The sequence below is a fragment of the Bradyrhizobium macuxiense genome (assembly GCF_001542415.1).
Taxonomy (GTDB): Bacteria; Pseudomonadota; Alphaproteobacteria; order Rhizobiales; family Xanthobacteraceae; genus Bradyrhizobium; species Bradyrhizobium macuxiense.
In genome coordinates this window covers 83,496-99,581 of sequence record NZ_LNCU01000040.1, presented here as the reverse complement: position 1 = coordinate 99,581, position 16,086 = coordinate 83,496, and the positions used below count along the sequence as shown (strand labels likewise).

The 16,086-nt window shown below is 64.4% G+C and carries 15 protein-coding genes and 1 pseudogene; 5 read left to right on the top strand and 11 right to left on the bottom strand.

From position 1 onward, the window contains the following. Positions 1-23 precede the first annotated feature (23 nt). A pseudogene (locus tag AS156_RS13135) lies at positions 24-693 on the top strand (NAD-dependent epimerase/dehydratase family protein); the annotation flags it as partial. Here AS156_RS13135 and gspM read toward each other — a convergent pair. The 9 genes from gspM to AS156_RS13090 form a co-directional block, all read right to left on the bottom strand. After that, positions 678-1,226, bottom strand: a complete 549-nt coding sequence (gspM, locus tag AS156_RS13130; protein ID WP_066504350.1) for a type II secretion system protein GspM — start codon at positions 1,224-1,226, stop codon at positions 678-680. The pseudogene AS156_RS13135 and the gene gspM sit on opposite strands and share 16 nt — an antisense overlap. Continuing rightward, positions 1,226-2,233 (bottom strand): PilN domain-containing protein, encoded by a 1,008-nt coding sequence (locus AS156_RS13125; RefSeq protein ID WP_160331093.1) that lies wholly within the window; start codon positions 2,231-2,233, stop codon positions 1,226-1,228. The genes gspM and AS156_RS13125 overlap by 1 nt, the downstream gene beginning before the upstream one ends. 37 nt (positions 2,234-2,270) lie before the next feature. Next, positions 2,271-3,146: a type II secretion system protein GspK gene (locus tag AS156_RS13120; protein ID WP_160331092.1), complete on the bottom strand. Its 876-nt coding sequence runs from the start codon at positions 3,144-3,146 to the stop codon at positions 2,271-2,273. Between the two features lie 134 nt (positions 3,147-3,280). Beyond that, positions 3,281-4,051, bottom strand: coding sequence for a PulJ/GspJ family protein (locus AS156_RS13115; RefSeq protein WP_066504347.1), 771 nt, complete (start codon positions 4,049-4,051; stop codon positions 3,281-3,283). Further along, the gene (locus AS156_RS42030) at positions 4,048-4,551 is read right to left on the bottom strand and encodes a prepilin-type N-terminal cleavage/methylation domain-containing protein (RefSeq protein ID WP_136626196.1); all 504 of its coding nucleotides are present in this window, start codon (positions 4,549-4,551) and stop codon (positions 4,048-4,050) included. The genes AS156_RS13115 and AS156_RS42030 overlap by 4 nt, the downstream gene beginning before the upstream one ends. Beyond that, entirely contained in the window at positions 4,499-4,951 is a 453-nt protein-coding gene (locus tag AS156_RS13105) for a prepilin-type N-terminal cleavage/methylation domain-containing protein (RefSeq protein WP_066504343.1), read from the bottom strand. The genes AS156_RS42030 and AS156_RS13105 overlap by 53 nt, the downstream gene beginning before the upstream one ends. Continuing rightward, positions 4,929-5,399: a type II secretion system major pseudopilin GspG gene (gene gspG, locus AS156_RS13100; protein ID WP_082747491.1), complete on the bottom strand. Its 471-nt coding sequence runs from the start codon at positions 5,397-5,399 to the stop codon at positions 4,929-4,931. The genes AS156_RS13105 and gspG overlap by 23 nt, the downstream gene beginning before the upstream one ends. Continuing rightward, positions 5,396-6,577: a type II secretion system F family protein gene (locus tag AS156_RS13095; protein ID WP_283807919.1), complete on the bottom strand. Its 1,182-nt coding sequence runs from the start codon at positions 6,575-6,577 to the stop codon at positions 5,396-5,398. Before AS156_RS13095 ends, gspG begins: the two co-directional genes overlap by 4 nt. Before the next feature lie 31 nt (positions 6,578-6,608). Beyond that, positions 6,609-8,285 (bottom strand): GspE/PulE family protein, encoded by a 1,677-nt coding sequence (locus AS156_RS13090; RefSeq protein ID WP_066504339.1) that lies wholly within the window; start codon positions 8,283-8,285, stop codon positions 6,609-6,611. A 107-nt stretch (positions 8,286-8,392) separates the two neighbouring features. On the opposite strand from AS156_RS13090, the gene AS156_RS13085 reads away from it, so the two are divergent. Next, positions 8,393-8,986, top strand: coding sequence for a prepilin peptidase (locus tag AS156_RS13085; protein ID WP_082747502.1), 594 nt, complete (start codon positions 8,393-8,395; stop codon positions 8,984-8,986). A gap of 82 nt (positions 8,987-9,068) precedes the next feature. Here AS156_RS13085 and AS156_RS13080 read toward each other — a convergent pair whose 3' ends face one another. Both AS156_RS13080 and AS156_RS13075 read right to left on the bottom strand, forming a co-directional pair. Further along, a complete protein-coding gene (locus tag AS156_RS13080) occupies positions 9,069-9,287 on the bottom strand; it encodes a hypothetical protein (protein WP_066504338.1) in 219 nt (72 codons plus the stop codon). A gap of 208 nt (positions 9,288-9,495) precedes the next feature. Further along, positions 9,496-10,110 carry a hypothetical protein gene (locus AS156_RS13075; protein ID WP_136626195.1) on the bottom strand — a complete coding sequence of 205 codons (615 nt, stop codon included), beginning with the start codon at positions 10,108-10,110 and terminating at the stop codon, positions 9,496-9,498. A 201-nt stretch (positions 10,111-10,311) separates the two neighbouring features. Between AS156_RS13075 and AS156_RS13070 the strand changes: the two genes are divergently transcribed. From AS156_RS13070 to AS156_RS13060, 3 genes are all read left to right on the top strand, one after another. Then, positions 10,312-12,432 carry a hypothetical protein gene (locus AS156_RS13070; RefSeq protein WP_066504333.1) on the top strand — a complete coding sequence of 707 codons (2,121 nt, stop codon included), beginning with the start codon at positions 10,312-10,314 and terminating at the stop codon, positions 12,430-12,432. Between the two features lie 117 nt (positions 12,433-12,549). Then, positions 12,550-14,868, top strand: a complete 2,319-nt coding sequence (gene gspD / locus AS156_RS13065; RefSeq protein WP_082747490.1) for a type II secretion system secretin GspD — start codon at positions 12,550-12,552, stop codon at positions 14,866-14,868. A gap of 40 nt (positions 14,869-14,908) precedes the next feature. Further along, positions 14,909-15,994, top strand: a complete 1,086-nt coding sequence (locus tag AS156_RS13060; RefSeq protein ID WP_066504329.1) for an SEL1-like repeat protein — start codon at positions 14,909-14,911, stop codon at positions 15,992-15,994. Positions 15,995-16,086 lie beyond the last annotated feature (92 nt).

Here is a 16,086-nt window from a genome sequence, read left to right as displayed (position 1 = left end):
AGCAACGCATATCGGTTTGGCTATCGACGTCGGAGGTTTATGGCGACCCCGAAATACATCCGCAGACCGAGGATTATTGGGGCCGCGTAAATCCGATCGGCCTGCGTTCGTGCTACGACGAGGGCAAACGCTGCGCCGAGACCCTGTTCTTCGATTACCGGCGACAGCACGGCGTGCGGATCAAGGTGGTCCGGATCTTCAACACCTATGGGCCCCGCATGCACCCGAACGACGGCCGCGTCGTCTCGAACTTCATCGTCCAGGCGCTCAAGGGTGAAGACATCACGCTCTACGGCGACGGCAGCCAGACCCGCAGCTTCTGCTATGTGGACGATCTCATCGAATCCATGATCCGGGCGATGAACACACCGGACGAGTTCACCGGCCCGATCAATATCGGCCCCCCGCGAATTCACAATCCGCGAGCTGGCTGAAGAGGTGACTACGCTGACACGCTCACGGAGCGGCCTGACATTCAGGCCGCTGCCATCCGATGACCCGCGCCAGCGCAAGCCGGATATCTCGCAAGCTCATACGGTGCTCGATTGGGCGCCGAGGATTGATCTCAAGAGCGGGCTTGAGAAGACCATCGCCTATTTCCGCGGCCAGATGGACACGTACTCCAGCGAGCGAGACGTTGACTGGCAGGTCAGCCTGAAACCAGCTCCGGCGGCTGCTCAGATCGTCCCGTGATGCCAGAAGGCCTGCAGCGTCAGATTGACCCTCAGAGTTGGATTTGCGGTCGTGCGCTCGCCGGAGCTGCTGGGTTGCATCGATAGTCCCTCGACAAGCACATAGGGCGCGCCGCTTTCGAGCCGATAAAGCAGCCCTTGCAGGGCGGGAAGCGTGGCATTCAGCGCGACCTGGAGCTTGATCGCGTCGCTCTTGTCGTCACGGTCGGCTGACGGCACTCCGGATGAGACAAGGACGGCGTGCTGATCGGCGATCAGTTGCGATAGATAGGCCTGGAACCGGGCCGTAGCGAGCCCGCTTGTTGGCGCATCCAGGAATGCCTGCGCTGGCGCTGCCAGGTTTCTCAACTGCCGATGCGGATTGGTCGTCGATCGCATATGCCTCTCGAGGCTCTGCAGCTCGTCGTGGCGTTCTGCGAGGTTCGCCAACGCCTCGCCGCGCAGCTGCAACGTCCAGACGACTGCAAACATGCAGATGATCAGGAGGGCACCGAGGCCTCCAATCGCGAACGCTTGCTCCCGGTTGAGATTCATCAGTTTGCGCCGATCTTCAGATGCGGCTCGACGCGGGCCTCGATGTGGAACAGAAAGCGCGCGCCGTCGGAATCACGCGTTGTCGGGGCGAAGAAGTGCACGTCCTTGAGGTGTCCCGACTGCTCCAGGGGAGCAATCAGCGACGGCGCATCGTTGGCCAGACCGACGATGCGCAGCGTCGCGCGCTCGAGATGCAACTCCGTCAGATATGACGTGTCCGGAAGCGAACGCGAGAGCGCCTCAATGACGACCACCGCGACAGGCGACGTTTCCTTGAGGGCCCAGGCGCGCTCCGGAGGGGCCAGCGAGGCGATGGACGCCCGAGGCAGATCGCCCTGGAGCTGCCGCTGTAGCGTCGCGACGCGCGCCGCGACCTCGTCATTCTCGCTGTCCGCCGACGACGCCGTGATGAAAGCCCAAGCGCTCACGGCCACGGATATCGCGACCGTGGCGGCGACGAAGCCCGCGATCATTTTGCGCGCCCGCGACAAGCTCTGGTCGGATGCATCCGCGGCCCGGGACCACATCGTGACAGGCGCGGCGACATCGGCCAGGCCCTCGCCGGCCACGACGCGGTCGACCCTCAGCCCTAACGCACCGGCGCGCTGGCTCGCCTCATCGAGTACGGCGCGCGAGGTGATCAGCACCCGCACATCGAGTCCGGCCGTATCTCCGCGATCGCGCGCGTCGAAGCCATAGACGGCCTGGTTCACGCGCCAGGGCGAAAGCCGCTCGATCTGATTGCGCACGATGCCGGGCAACAGGTCTCGGGCCTGGGCCGGAACGTCCATGCGACGCGAGATGATATCGTCAGCCGACAGCTCCACCACCGTGAAGGATTTTTGCGCGACGCGGGCAATCTCGGGCGGAAGCGCTGCGCCGCTGGCAAGGGCATCGAACGAGACGACTTCCTGTCCCCGCATCTGCTGAACGACCAACTGATCGCGCCGCTGCGCGATCTTCAGCCAGTGCCGGGCGGGACGTCCCTCGCGCCAGCCGATCAGCATGGCGGCCAGAATGTCGAGCCCTCGGACGAAAATCCTGTCAATACGCATCGGCGCGATCCCGATTGTTGTCGGCGACGGCCTGCTCGGAGGTCGAGGCGGGATTCCAGGCGAGAACCTGATACGGCTGCTTGCTGTCTGACAGCAGCATGATGAAGGCCTTGGCTGCGGCGGTGTATCCGTCGTGGGTGCTGGCCACGAGGTCCACAGAGACGACCTGGCGCTCCTGAACCTTGAGATATTTCTGTGCCGGGCCGAGCGCGAAAGCGAGCCGCTCGGGGTCCACCAGCGCCCCCCGCATGTTGAGGAAGGTGTCCAGCCGCGCCTCATCGACAAACGGCAGCGCCCTGATGACCGCGACCGGTGCCGCAAGCGGGTTGACGGTATCGCTCCCGTAAACGGTGATCAGCGGCGCCAAGGCGGAAATCCATTCCGGCCGCATTCCTTGTATGCCGGCGAGCTGCCGTATGTCGGTAAACGGCGCAGGGTGCACGGGCGCTGCCTTGGACGGATCCTTGGACGGATCAGTGTTCGCTTGGGGTGCATTAGCTTGCGGTGCGTTCCCTTGCGGCGTTGTTGCCGCCTTCTGGGCATCGCTGTTCCCTGCCGCGGGCTGCTGTTTCGCCGGGTCATTCGGCTTGGCCTTCTGCTCCGGGCCCCGCCGATCGACAATCCTCTTGGCAATGACGTCAGCGTCGCCGTCGTCGGCGCCGACATAACGGAGCAGCGAGGCAAGCAGCTCGACGGGCGCCTTGCCGATGTCGACGCGGCCGCTCTCGTCACCCAGACGGATACTGACCGACCCGGTCGACAAGGTGACGACGGTGCTGCGATCGGTAATCGGCGTATTCGGCATGTCTCCGGCAATGCCGGCAGCGACCTCGAGGCCGGCAGTCAAGAGGCCGTCGGCCTGCACACGGTCGCGATCAATCACGATGATTCCAGTGAGGCTGCGAAAAGTCGTCGACGTCGCCATCGCCAGCGCCGCACAAAACGCGATCGCCCACAGCACGTTGAACAGAACCATGCCTCGTCGGGTGTCGTTGCGGCTCATCGCCGTTCTCCCGTCGGCGCGTCCTTGGTCGGCGCGTCCTGTGCCTGCTCATCTTTCGCCGGCTCGTTTGGCTTGCCGCCGCTCTGACACGCTGCGTTGCCCGCGCAATCGGCCGGCGCGTCGGCGCGGAGCACGAACTGCGCACCGGGTATCAGTTCCGCGCCGCTGGCGCGGTCGCGAACCGTCAGCCGCACAAGGCCCGGCAGCCGCGGTTGCGCCGTCCAGGTCTCGCTCCACGTGACCGCGCCATTCGGAGCCACACGACCGAATGCGAAGGCAATGTCGACCCGTCCTTCGATCAAGTCGACCTTGTCGCCAAGGGGGACGCCGTCGAATCGTGTGAGCGGTCCGCGCCAGGCGGCGCGGCGCCTGATCAGTCGGCTCGCGCGGTCCGTTTGCTCGACCGTCAGGCTGACCAGCTCTTCCCCTTGCGGTCCGGCGGCGACCCCACCTGCCGCGACGAACTTGACCATGGTGGGCGCGCCCACGAACGCCACCTTGGTTGCCTCACCTGCCTGCGGCACCGGACGAGCCGATCCAAAATCGGCCGAGAGGCGGTCGACGGCGAGCAGCATATGTTCCGCATTGCCCACCACCTGCGTTCCACGATCGAAGTTGAGCGCGACGTCGTGAAGGAAGGCGGCCGTGGCAACGATCACGACCGAGGAAATCGCCAGCGCGGCCAGCACCTCGATCAGGGTGAAGCCTGCCAGGTCAGCTCTGGAGCCTGCGCGCGAGCGACGGACCGGTGCGGCGGTCGTGGTCATCCCCCGACTCCAAGCCGCACCGTCTCGGCGGTGACCATCTGCCCAGGTCCCCACGACACTTTCGCGATCACCCGGAACGCCGTCCAGTGTGGGCGTTTGGGTGCGGGATTCTTCTTGGGTACGGGGTCCTTGGCAGCCGCTTTCAGGACTGACGGTTCCGGACCATCCGCCGGCAGCATCGCGTCGACGAACATCGGCTCGGCCTCGACCGACCATTGCAAGCCGTCGGTTTCGCCTTCGCGAGGCCCCTTCCGCAGCGCCAGACGATCAAGGGGGGCGTCCAGAAGCCCACGCAGAAATCCCTGCGCGGCAACGCGCTGCTGCGCATTCACAGCGATGCGACGCGCCTGAAACATGTGGGGCACCAGCACCGATACGAACGCCAGGAGCAGAGCCATGGCGACCAGCGCCTCGATCAAGGTAAAGCCTGCACGACTGATGACAACGTCACGGCGGATCGATCGCAACGCGGCCGGTGTACCAATTGACGTTGACCTCATAGTCGGCTCCTTCCCGCGAAAACCTCAGCTTTGCACCGGTCGACGCGCCATCGGGTTCGAAGCGAACGACGGCCTGTCGTCCGGACCACCGCTCGTCCACGCCGACGACATCGAGGACGACGTCGCGCGGAATGGGAAGAACCTCGCCGCCGTCCCCGACCAGCGCCCGCTCTCCGACATCGAGCGCGATCCGGCGACTGTGCCCCGTCAAGATCGCTCCGAGCCGCTCGCGGCGAAGCAACGCGGCCGTCCGTAGCGTCAGGACTTTAATATCCGCCCGGCCAGTGCCCGGAATGAACGCCACCGCAAGCGAAGCCAGCATGGCAATGATCGTCATCACCGCCATGACTTCGATCAGGGTGAAGCCCGATCTGGGATCAGTGCGCGATGCTTGTGACATCGGCCGCGTTACCCGATCCGCCTTCATTTCCATCAGAGCCCAAGGACACGATCTCGTAGGGCGGCGAGTGATCGACAGGCGCACGGTATTGGTAAGGGTGGCCCCAGGGATCGAGCGGAATACGTCCTCCCTTCACATAGGGACCGTTCCAGACTTCGACGCCGCTCGGGCGCGCAACGAGCGACTGCAGCCCCTCCGAGCTCGACGGGTAGCGTCCGGCGTCGAGATAGAACAGGTCCAGCGACGAGCTGAGGCTTTCGATCTGCAGCTTCGCGGTCTTGACCTTGGACTCCGACAGATAGCCCAGCACCCGCGGGCCGATGAGGCCCATGATGAGGCCGATGATGGTGAGCACCACCAGCATTTCGACCAGCGTAAACCCGGGGCTGCCGCGGAGATGAACGGCGCGAGCACGAACCGGACGGCATCCTTGAAGCAACTCATTCATAGTGCGAGCTCCGTTATGCTTAGTAGGGCACTCATGATCGATACGACGAGCGCGCCGATACCGACACTGACCAGGATGATCGTCACCGGTCCGATCGCGCCCATCAGCCGATCGAGTCCAATGCCGAGCCGTTCCTCGTAATATTGGGCCGCGTGTCGCGCGATCGCCGACAGGTCGCCGGTGGCGTCGCCGACCCCGAGCATGCGGACGGCCAGCGGCGGCACCAGGTCGCTCTCGGCCAGCGCGTCGATGAAGCGGCGGCCGTTGCGCACCTGCTCATGCACCTGCTCGACCGCGGCGGCATATCGAGGCTCCGTCATGACGTCGCGCAGGATCTTCAGCGACGCCGGCAGCGCCACGCCGTTCTCGACCAGCAGGCCGAGCGTGCCGACGAACCGGGCGGTGCGCCGGTCACGCATCGGCCCGGACACGCCGGGAATCGTTGCCACCATCCCCAGCAGCGCCGCCCGGGTGGTCGGTTGCCGCAACACCAGCCAGCCGATCAGAATGGCGGCCAGGCAGATGCACATGAACAGATCGAGATGGGCACGCAACCCGGTCGACGCCGCAAGCACGAACGCCGCGCCGGAATTCAGCCGGCCGCCCAGCTCCCTGAACACGGGTTCGAATTGCGGCACCACGGCGAGCAGGAAGAAAAACAAAATGAGGACGGCCGATCCGACCAAAAACATCGGGTATCGGATTGCCGCGACGATCCGTTGCGAGAGCTGCTCCCGTCGTGCCCGGTCTTCGACGATCGCCCGCAGCACCGTTTCGAGCTTGCCGGACATCTCGCCCGCGCGCACCATCGCGATATAGATCGGCTCGATGATCGAAGGATAGCGCTCCAGCGTCTCGGCGAAGCCGTCGCCCGCCGAAATCGACGAACGAAGTCCGCCGGCAAAACGCGCAACCGCCTTATTGGGATCATCCTCGAGGGTTTGCAGGGCGGTCTCGAGCGTCAATCCCGAGCGCAGCAGCAACGCAAGCAGACGCAAGAAGATCGTCAGCTCGCGAGGGTTCGGCAATCCGCGACCAAGCAGGCTCGCGCGCAACGCCTGGTCTGCGATGACCTCCATCTCGATCGGCAGGTGCCCGAGATACTCGATGCGCCGCAAGACCTCCTCGCGCGAGGGCGCATCGGCGTCGCCGAGCACGACCTCGCCGGTCTTGGTCATTGCGCTGTAGCGATAGTGCGGCATCCGTCCCTCACAGGCTCATGGTGAGGCGAAAGACCTCTTCCAGCGTCGTCTGCCCTGCCCGCAGCTTGGCAACTCCGTCCTCGGTCATGGTGGTCATGCCCTCGCGTCTGGCGATGGCCTCGAGATCATTCGCATCGGTTTTCGGACCGATCGCCCGTCGCAGCTCCGGGCCGATCTCCATGACCTCGAACACGCCCTTACGGCCTCGGAATCCCGAGAAGCCGCACCATTCGCAGCCCTTGGGCCGGCACATGGTCTCGCCAACGTGAACACCGAGCGCCGCGTAGCGCTCGTCGGCGGCAATATCCGTGGCCGTCAAGCGGTAGGATTCCTTGCAATGGTCGCACAGGATGCGCACCAGCCGCTGGCCGACGATCGCCCGCGCGCACGAGGCCAGCAGGAAGCTCTCGATCCCCATGTCGACCAATCGCGTGATCGCGCCCGCCGCCGTGTTGGTGTGCAAGGTCGTGAGCACGAGATGCCCGGTCAGCGCGGCATGGACGCCGATATGCGCCGTCTCAGCGTCGCGCATCTCGCCGACCATGATAACGTCAGGATCGTGCCGCAGGAACGAGCGCAAGGCGGACGCGAAGGTGAGCCCGATGCCCGGATGCACCTGGGTCTGCGTGATGCCCTGAATCTGGTACTCGACCGGATCCTCAACGGTCAGGATCTTGCGGGTTGGCTCGTTGATGACAGCGAGCGACGCAGCCAGCGTGGTGGTCTTGCCCGATCCGGTCGGGCCGGTCACGATCACCATCCCGAATGGCGCCTGAAGCGTCTTGCGCAGGATGCCCTCGTCTCGCGCGCCAAGACCGATCTGGTCGAGAGCCACGAGACCGGCCCCCTTGCGCAACAGTCGCACGACCGCGCTCTCGCCGTGCATCGAGGGCGCCGTGGCGACGCGCAGGTCGATCTCGGCACCGCTGACAGTGATGCGCGCCCGTCCATCTTGCGGCAGGCGCCGCTCGGTGATGTTCAAGCCGGCCATGATCTTGAGGCGCGACAGAATGCCCTTGGCCATGCTCACCGGCAGCGACGGAATGGTCTTCAGCATGCCGTCGACGCGCAGCCTGACCTGAAGCATGCTGCCGTCCGGCTCGATGTGCAGGTCGGTTGCACGCTGCTCGACCGCGAGCCGCAGCATGTCGTCCAGCGCGCGAACCACCGGTGCGCCCCGCGCGAGGTCGCGCAAATTATCAAGATCGTCCTCGCGCGGACTGGCGGCCGCCTCCGGCGCGGCATCGTGCTGATCGGCCTTGAGCGTCACCGACAGTGCGGCCTCGAGGTCGTCGCTGGTGGTCACTGTCAGCGCGATCGGCTGACGCAGCGCGAGTTCGATCGCCCGCAGGGTCTCCTTGTCGATCGGGGCCGCGATCGCAAGCTTGAGCGTGCCGGCCGGATTTTCGTAGGGAAACAGCCGGCACTCCCGCAGGAAACGCGTTGACATCTCGGCGCCGGCAAAGCGCCCTCCGACCAGGTCGTCACGCTGGACACGGCTGCAGCTGTAAAATGCCGCCAGTTCGTCGGCGAGAGCGGTGGGCGTCAGTTTCGTCACTGCGCCCCAATCGATATTGCCGGACCAGCCATCGCCGGCGCGTGCGGCGAGCGCAATATCCGCGCTCTGACCGTCAGGCAGCACGCCCCTGCTGGCGAGATGGCCTATGAAATCAGTCGGTAGCATGCGCTGTCTTCCGCTTGTATCTTTCGCACCGCTATGTTGGTTCTCAGGTCAGCGCGCGGACCGCGCGCGATGGCACCACGTTTCACGCAACGCCGAGCGAGGCGACGATGTCGATCGACCAGAATGCCGATCCCGCCGCAACGGACGAAAACCTCCGTCCGAACCTCGTCGTGCTGATTTTCGGATCTGCTGCCGTCGGGTTGGTCTCCGCAGCCACGCTGCCGTGGCCGGACGCTGCGGCATCGACCGTGCTGGGAGCGTTGATGATCGCCGGCGCCGACGTCGATATGCGAATCTTCCTGCTTCCGGATATCGTGACCGGCGGCGCCGCATTGTCCGGACTTGTCGCAGCAAGCGCGCTCGATCCCTTCGATCCCCTGGCCAGCTTCGCCATCGCGGCCGCGGGCGCATTGCTCGTTGGTGGGGGGCTCTGGCTCGTGCGCTGGGCGTACGCGCGGCTGCGGCACCGCGAAGGAATCGGGCTCGGCGACGTCAAGCTCGCCGCCGCCATCGGCGCCTGGCTGCCGCTCGATGTCGTGCCGATCTGCCTCACGCTGGCGACCAGCGCGGCGCTGATCGCGGTGCTCATTGCGCGCTGGCGCGGCGAACCCATCGAAAGGACCGCGAGGATTCCGCTCGGCGCATTTCTGTGCCCAGCCCTCTGGCTCACCTACTATTCGACGCGGCTGCTGCGCGGTTGACGCCAGATCAAAATCCGGCGGAGCGCTGCCGATGCTCGCTCTGACCCGCCGCTGCGCGGTCCGTGTAAACGTTATCCGCATATCACGACAACCGCTCATCGGCAGACAACAGCCCGCAATCGACCGCAGATGTCACCTGCTCCGACAGAAGCGCCTGACGAACGCCATTCCGTTGCACGATCGAACGAAGACGCCGACGCGCGGCCGTTGGTGAGCTGACTTCGCGGCCGATGCGTATTGCTCGATGCATCAGCGCCTGCTTGAGCTCGACCTGAACGGTTCGCCCGCTGATGCCAAACATCCGGGCTGCGGCATTAAGCCTCGTGCCGCTTCAATTCGATCTTCTACGGAAGTTAGATGACGCGCGAATGAAGTTTCTCTACGTGACCAGCCTGCGAGACGCTTGACGATTGACCGCTGGCGGACGGTCTTGTGCTTTATTATTGGAACCAGCTGATATGTCGCTATTATCTACGGCCTCGCAGCCCAGAGACAGATCCCTAATGTCTCTAATGGACCTGCCGGGGATGTCGCTCGGCCACAACAGGCTCTGCTGCTTTCCGGGCCTTCGCCGCCGTACTGAACATCGAAAAATCAACCGAACGCTCGCCCTGCGTCAGAACCAGCCGGCGCGGTTCGATCCGATCAACCTTCCAGCCGCTGACATCATCACCGATACGCACACGCGTGACCTTGTCCTTGTCGCGAGAGCGAATGGCGGCACGCCCATCGCCGTCCTCGCTGACGATGCCGAGGACGACCACGCTGGGCGGCGGAGAAGGCGGGGCGGGCGGCGCCGGAGGGCTGACGACGGCTACTGCCGGCTTCGGCGGCGGCCGTCGAGCCGGCGAGAACAGCGGGCGGTTCGTGGTCGCAGATAGCTGATCAAGCGGCTCAAGCTCCAGCGGGGTGACTGGAGCATCCTTGATCGGAGCAACCTTGATTGCGGCATCCTGGATTGAGCCAGCATTGGCGATAGCATTGCCGTTCTGAGCCGGGTCCGCCGCGCACGCCAAGGACGAATATAGGCACAGGACTGCCCCTAGCGAACAGCACCGCCAAGCACCCACGCCGCCTCTCCTTGCTCTTTCCAGACCAACAACCTGCGCGACAAGATCGCACATTGCAAGCCATCATGGAGAGTTGGGTCGGCAAATTGTTTTACGTCAGTTCTGTGACGATGAATCGTCTCTCGACATTCGCGTCATGCGCGACGTCAGGCGCTGCCGCCATATCACCGTCATCGACGCCGTGCACATTAGGATGGTTTAAGACACCGTCCCATCCCTGAGATTGTGCATCACGATCAACACCGACGTGGCTTCATGCGTTCGCGTTGCTTCATTGTCGGCGTCGTGCCGCCGCTGCTTGGCGTCGTGTTCCTGGCTCTGGGGTCCACGCGGGCTGCCGCTACCGCGTGCGCATTGCGTTCCCGCGACGGCGCCACCAAGCATGTGGTTCAAATTCAGCTCGGTTACGCGCATTTGCGGCGCGAAAATCCAAACGTCCCGTCGGATCTCGAGCAGATGCCTCACCTGCTCGACTTTTTTGCGCGTGACGGAACCGTTGGCGGCAACCATCGCGTGCCGCTCGTGCAGAAAGCCGCCGCCGCTTTGACCATCCTGACCGGCCTCTATGGCGATCGCACCGGTGTACCCGTGGCGGACAGCTACGGTTACTTCCGCGGGGACGGCAGCATTGGCTTTGCAAACTCGCGCGCCTATTGGACCACGACCGGCGGTGACGGCAAGCCGCTGATGCTGGCCGACACCGGCAAGACGGTGTCTGCCCCTTGGGTGCCATTTACGCGCGCAGGCTGCGACGTCGGCGCCCTTGCGACCGCCAATCTCGAGCTCCAAAACCTCGCGCCCGATGTTGTGAACGTGTTCGGCCCGAGTTCGCCCGAGGCATCGGAGGCAGCAAGCGATCCCGCCAGGGCCAAGGCGGATCTGCTGGGGATCGCGATCCATTGCGCGCGCGCAAGCAGCCTTTGCGCCAATGCCGAAACGCGCCCCGACATTCTGCCCGACGAGCCCGGAGGCTATTCCGGATTCAGCGCCCTGTTCGGCAATCGTCACGTCCAACCCGTAATCTCGCCGGGCGGTCCGATCAAGGACCTCGGCGGCAACGTCCTGAACACCGCCGACAATGCGGGTTCACAGAACGTATTCGAGCTCGGCGCCGCGCAGTCGCTCAGCTACGCTGCAACGATGCTCGAAGCAGGGGTGCCGGTCGTCTACGTATCGATCGGCGACATCAGCGATCCTCGCTCGGAACGCGCGTCCGGCCCTGGCGAGCCGGCTTCCCAGGCCGGCCTCTCGGCCTTCGATACCGCCTTCAAGCTCTTCATCGACCGGCTTGCCGCTGACGGGATCAACAAGGCCAACACCCTCTTCATCATCGTTGCCGCGGAGAACGACCATTTCGCCAGCGGGCCGCCGACCCCGCCGGATTGCGACGGCGTAGCGCTACCTTGCGCCTATCCGCAGATCGGCGAGATCGACACCGCGATCAATCGTCTGCTCGTCACCCAGCGCCGCAACGTAACCGCGTTTGATATTCATTTCGGCAGCGCACCGTCGTTCTATATCCGCGACAACCCGCTTGCGACCGATCCGCTGACGCGCACGCTCGAGCAGGACGTCAGCAAGCTCATCGTGCTCAATCCAATCACCAACAAGAACGACAATTTGGCTGCATTCTTCGCAGATCGTGCAGAGATGCAGCTCCTGCACATGATCACCGGAAGTTCGGCGCGCTCGGCGAACTTCATCATGTTTGGCGACCCCAACTATTTCAACGAGACCGTCACGAGCCAGGCGGACTGCAGCGCATCGGCTCCCTGCGTCGAGCAGAATCCAAAATATGCGCGGACCGACGGCAACGTTCCGCAAATCTCCGACAACGCCTGGTTCGGGATGGCCGGTCCCGGTGTCGCACATCTCGGACTCAACATGGAGATCGTCTCCGGTCACACCGATCTGCGGCCAACCATGCTTGCCCTTGTCGGCCTGACCGACAGCTACGTGCACGATGGCGTAGTGCTGGCGGAGGCGGTGGAGCCCGGCGCGCTGGCTCCGGAGCTGCAGCGCGGCCGCGACGCGTTCATTGCTCTGGCGTATGCCTACAGGGAGCTGAATGATCCGCTCGGGCAGCTCGGGCGCAACAGCCTCGCGTTCTCCACCCAGGCCATCAAGAGCACCGACACCGATTATGCGCGCTATCTCGACGCGATCGGTGCGGTGATTGCCGCCCGCGCCCCCCTCGTCCGAGAGACCAAGGCGCTGCTCGATGGCGCGGCTTTCGCACACCGACCGATTGATCCGGCCTACGCCCGCGTTCTGATCGATCGCGCCGACGCGTTGGTCAGACAGGTCGAAGACCTTGCCGGGAGCAGCATCGGTCGCACCGGTCGTCCTTGGAAAGCAGCAAACGATCAGCATTGACGAAAGGCCTGCCGGCATCACCGGCGCGTCGCAGGGAGAATTGTAGTGGAGTGTATCGGCTGGTCTCGTCGCTCACGCCCGGCGGCATTCGCCGCCAAGGTGGGCTTGTGTCTCTTGATGGGCAGCCTGCTGGGCGGTTGCTGGGTCGAGAAGAGCGCAGATCTGCCTGGCCGCGATCTGGTCATCGATCCGATCCGCGATGCGGATCTGCGCGCGCACTGGACGAACGCGAACGGCGGTCAACTCACAGGCCAGACCGCGCCCGGCCGATCACAACGGCCCCTGGTGTTCCCAGGCGCCGCGCAAGATGATGGCACCACGGCCCCCGCATCGCCCGACAAGCCCGGGACCGAAGTGCACGTCGCAACGACGGAAGACGGCGTGGCGACGACGGGCGACGGCATCGAGATGAATTTCGACAACGCCGATATTCAGACGGTTGCAAAATCACTGCTCGGCGACAGCCTCGGACTGAATTACGTGATTGACTCGCGCGTCCAGGGGAACGTGACGCTTGCGTCGGCGCGCCCCATCCAGCGCAAGGATGTGCTGCCGATATTCGAGAACGTGCTGCGCATGTCGAATGCCGCGGTGCTCCGTGAGGGCAACCTGGTCAAGATCGTACCGCTCCCTGAGGCGGCCGGAGTCGGGGCCGCCACTTTCGGCGCCGGCGAGCCCGGGTTTGGCGTCTCGATCGTTCCACTGCGCTACACCTCGGCCGCGGCGATCGCAAAGACTGCTGAGAGCTTCCTGTCGCGGCCCGGCTCGGTTCGGGTCGATCAGGCGCGGAATGTCCTTCTTATCCAAGGTACCGCCTCGGAGCGCCAGGCCGCGCTTGGGGTCATCGAAAACCTCGACGTCGAATGGCTGCGCAACCAATCTGTCGGGCTCTATCCTCTGAAATCGACATCCCCCGACACGATCATCCGCGAGCTCGAGCGTGTGTTCGACACCGCTGACGGCGGCCAAGGACAGGGTGTGATCAAGTTCCAGCCGGTGACGCGCATGAATGCGGTGCTGGCCGTGAGCAAGAACAGCAAGATGCTGGAGCGCGCCACCCAGTGGGTCAGCCGGCTGGACCGTTCCGACCCCAGCGGCACCACGGTGCGGGTCTACAGTTTGCGCTTCGGCAATGCGCGCAGCATCGCCCGCCTGCTCAACGAGATGTTCGTCGGCCGCTCCTCGCAGCAAGGCGGCGGCTCCGACGGCCAGAGCACAACCGCACCCGGACAAGGCGCGGCGACGTCGCGCCTGGATTCACTCGGCAGCGGCACGCTCAGCAGCAATAACAACAGCCAGGGATCGACAACCCAGCAGGGCGGCACTGACAACTCAGGCTCGGCGACAAATCGCGGCGGCGCAACGCAAGCCGGCTTTTCGAAGGACGACGACCAGGATGCGTCGTCGAACCTTGGCGGCGCGGGACCCGGGGCCATGCCGCGCGGCGTGTTCCAGAACGTCCGGATCACGGCCGATACATCCACCAACTCAATCATGGTCTATTCCAACCAGGACGACTACGTCGTGATCGAGCGCGCGCTGGCGGCGATCGATCGCCCGCGGCTGCAGGTCGCGGTTGATGCGATGGTCGCCGAAGTGACGCTGACGGACCAGTTGCAGTATGGCGTGCAGGCCTACCTCACGAGCGCCGCCGCCACCGGCGGCGCCTACGGCGACAAGGGGTCGGTCGGGCTGTTCAATGCCGCGCAGTCGACGGCGCAAACCGCCCTGCTGTCGCGCGTACTGCCCGGATTCAATATGCTGCTCGGATCCGAAGCGAACCCCAAGCTGATCCTGAGTGCGCTCTCCACCTTGACGACCGTCAAGGTGCTCTCGGCGCCTTCGCTGTCGGTTTCCGACAACCAGCCGGCGATTCTCGAGGTCGGCGACCAGGTTCCGATTTCGACCGGCAGCGCCACCGTGCTGTCCTCGTCGAACACCGTGGTGAACACGATCACGATGCACAACACCGGAATCATCCTGAAGGTGCTGCCGCACGTTCATCCGAACGGATCGATCGAACTCGAGATCGAGCAGGAGATCTCCAACGTCGTCAATCCAGGTGGAGCCAGCAGCCAGAATTTGACCCCGACGATCTCGCAACGGCGCATCCACTCGACGATCAACACGACGAGCGGACAGACAGTGCTGCTTGGTGGGCTGATCAAGGAAGACGACGAAAGAACCATCGCCGGAGTTCCAGGGATTGCCGAGATCAAGTATCTGGGCGATCTGCTCAGCAACAAGAGTGACAGCAAGACCCGCTCCGAGATCATCGTCTTCGTCACGACGAAACTCGTCCGCAACAGCCTCGATGCTCAGGTAGTGGCCGAGGAATTCAGGGCACGCCTTGATACGATGCACCGCACGCCTTCCGCCTTCAATCGGCCGCCGGAGCCTCCGCCTGCGCCCCCGCCACATTCGAAGCAGAACTGATAGAAAGGTCGCGAAGCCGAAGATGTCGATACGGACATCCATGTTGGGCCTTCTGGGTGCAGTCGTCGCAAGCGCGGCCGGGACTGCCGCCGAACTCTCCAGCGTGACATCGAAGGATGACGCGACCATCATCGAGCTCAGCGGCGACGTCGCAGAAGGTGATACCGAAGCGATGGAGGCGTTGCTCCGCACCGCCAATGAAAACGGTCGGCTCGTGTCGGCGGTGCGCCTCGATTCACCGGGTGGGAGCCTTGTGGAGGCGGTCAAGTTCGCCGATTTGATCCGCCGGGCGAAACTCCCGACGGTCGTCGCGGGAGGCGCACACTGCGCATCGGCATGCTTCATCATATTCGCCGCCGGGATCGAGAAGTTCGCAGGCTATGAAGCCGCGATCGGCGTCCACGGCGTATCCGACAAATTGGGCCATGAGACCGCGCAGACCGAGGCGGCAACGATCTCCATGGCGAGGATCGTCAGTGCATATGGCGTGCCGCCGCGCATCATCGGGCAAATCGTGGTCACGCCAGCTCAGAGCATCGCATGGCTGACGCCCGACGATCTGCGCTCGATGGGAGCGATCATGATTGGACGGCCTCGGCCGTCCCCCTCGCCGCCCTCGGTCGATCGGCAGATTGCAAGCCTCGATCTGCCGCCTGCAGGAGACACCGCTGGATCGCCGCACCCGCCCCGGACCGATCAACGCTTCGCCGCGGCCTACCTGGCCGCGAGCCGGAGCGACTATGCGAGCGCAATCCGACTCTGGCGTCGCCTGGCCGATGAAGGTGACGGCACGTCGCAATACAATCTCGGCCAGATGTATGAAACCGGACAAGGCGTGGCGCAGGATTTCGCGGTAGCCGCCGAATGGTATCGACGCGCTGCCGAGAGCGGCATCCCGCACGCCCGGCTCAGTCTCGGCGTCGCCTACGCACTCGGCCGCGGCGTGCCTCAAGACGATCTCCAGGCGTATAAATGGCTCAGCCTCGCTGTCTTGTCATACAAGGCTAACGAAGGCCGCCGCAGTGCCGAACGCGCGCGCGACCTCGTGGCAACACGAATGACGTCGCGTGAGATCACCGAAGCGCAGCACCTCGTGCGCGAATGGGGACAGCAGCGAGGACGCTGATCTGCGCAAGACTCTTGCCTTTCTGCCCGGCTGCGTAAGGGATCACGTCGCGCCTCATCGCGACCGCGGCATTTTTATATCGCTTATGTGAC

What these genes read in the sequence shown, in the direction of transcription:
- gspM (WP_066504350.1), bottom strand. Translation starts at nt 1,226, where the DNA reads ATGAATCTCAACCGGGAGCAAGCGTTCGCGATTGGAGGCCTCGGTGCC.
- AS156_RS13070 (WP_066504333.1), top strand. Translation starts at nt 10,312, where the DNA reads ATGCGTTCGCGTTGCTTCATTGTCGGCGTCGTGCCGCCGCTGCTTGGC.
- gspG (WP_082747491.1), bottom strand. Translation starts at nt 5,399, where the DNA reads ATGAATGAGTTGCTTCAAGGATGCCGTCCGGTTCGTGCTCGCGCCGTT.
- AS156_RS13075 (WP_136626195.1), bottom strand. Translation starts at nt 10,110, where the DNA reads ATGTGCGATCTTGTCGCGCAGGTTGTTGGTCTGGAAAGAGCAAGGAGA.
- AS156_RS42030 (WP_136626196.1), bottom strand. Translation starts at nt 4,551, where the DNA reads ATGAGGTCAACGTCAATTGGTACACCGGCCGCGTTGCGATCGATCCGC.
- AS156_RS13125 (WP_160331093.1), bottom strand. Translation starts at nt 2,233, where the DNA reads ATGCTGATCGGCTGGCGCGAGGGACGTCCCGCCCGGCACTGGCTGAAG.
- AS156_RS13105 (WP_066504343.1), bottom strand. Translation starts at nt 4,951, where the DNA reads ATGTCACAAGCATCGCGCACTGATCCCAGATCGGGCTTCACCCTGATC.
- AS156_RS13060 (WP_066504329.1), top strand. Translation starts at nt 14,909, where the DNA reads ATGTTGGGCCTTCTGGGTGCAGTCGTCGCAAGCGCGGCCGGGACTGCC.
- AS156_RS13080 (WP_066504338.1), bottom strand. Translation starts at nt 9,287, where the DNA reads ATGTTTGGCATCAGCGGGCGAACCGTTCAGGTCGAGCTCAAGCAGGCG.
- AS156_RS13115 (WP_066504347.1), bottom strand. Translation starts at nt 4,051, where the DNA reads ATGACCACGACCGCCGCACCGGTCCGTCGCTCGCGCGCAGGCTCCAGA.
- AS156_RS13085 (WP_082747502.1), top strand. Translation starts at nt 8,393, where the DNA reads ATGTCGATCGACCAGAATGCCGATCCCGCCGCAACGGACGAAAACCTC.
- AS156_RS13090 (WP_066504339.1), bottom strand. Translation starts at nt 8,285, where the DNA reads ATGCTACCGACTGATTTCATAGGCCATCTCGCCAGCAGGGGCGTGCTG.
- AS156_RS13095 (WP_283807919.1), bottom strand. Translation starts at nt 6,577, where the DNA reads ATGACCAAGACCGGCGAGGTCGTGCTCGGCGACGCCGATGCGCCCTCG.
- gspD (WP_082747490.1), top strand. Translation starts at nt 12,550, where the DNA reads ATGGGCAGCCTGCTGGGCGGTTGCTGGGTCGAGAAGAGCGCAGATCTG.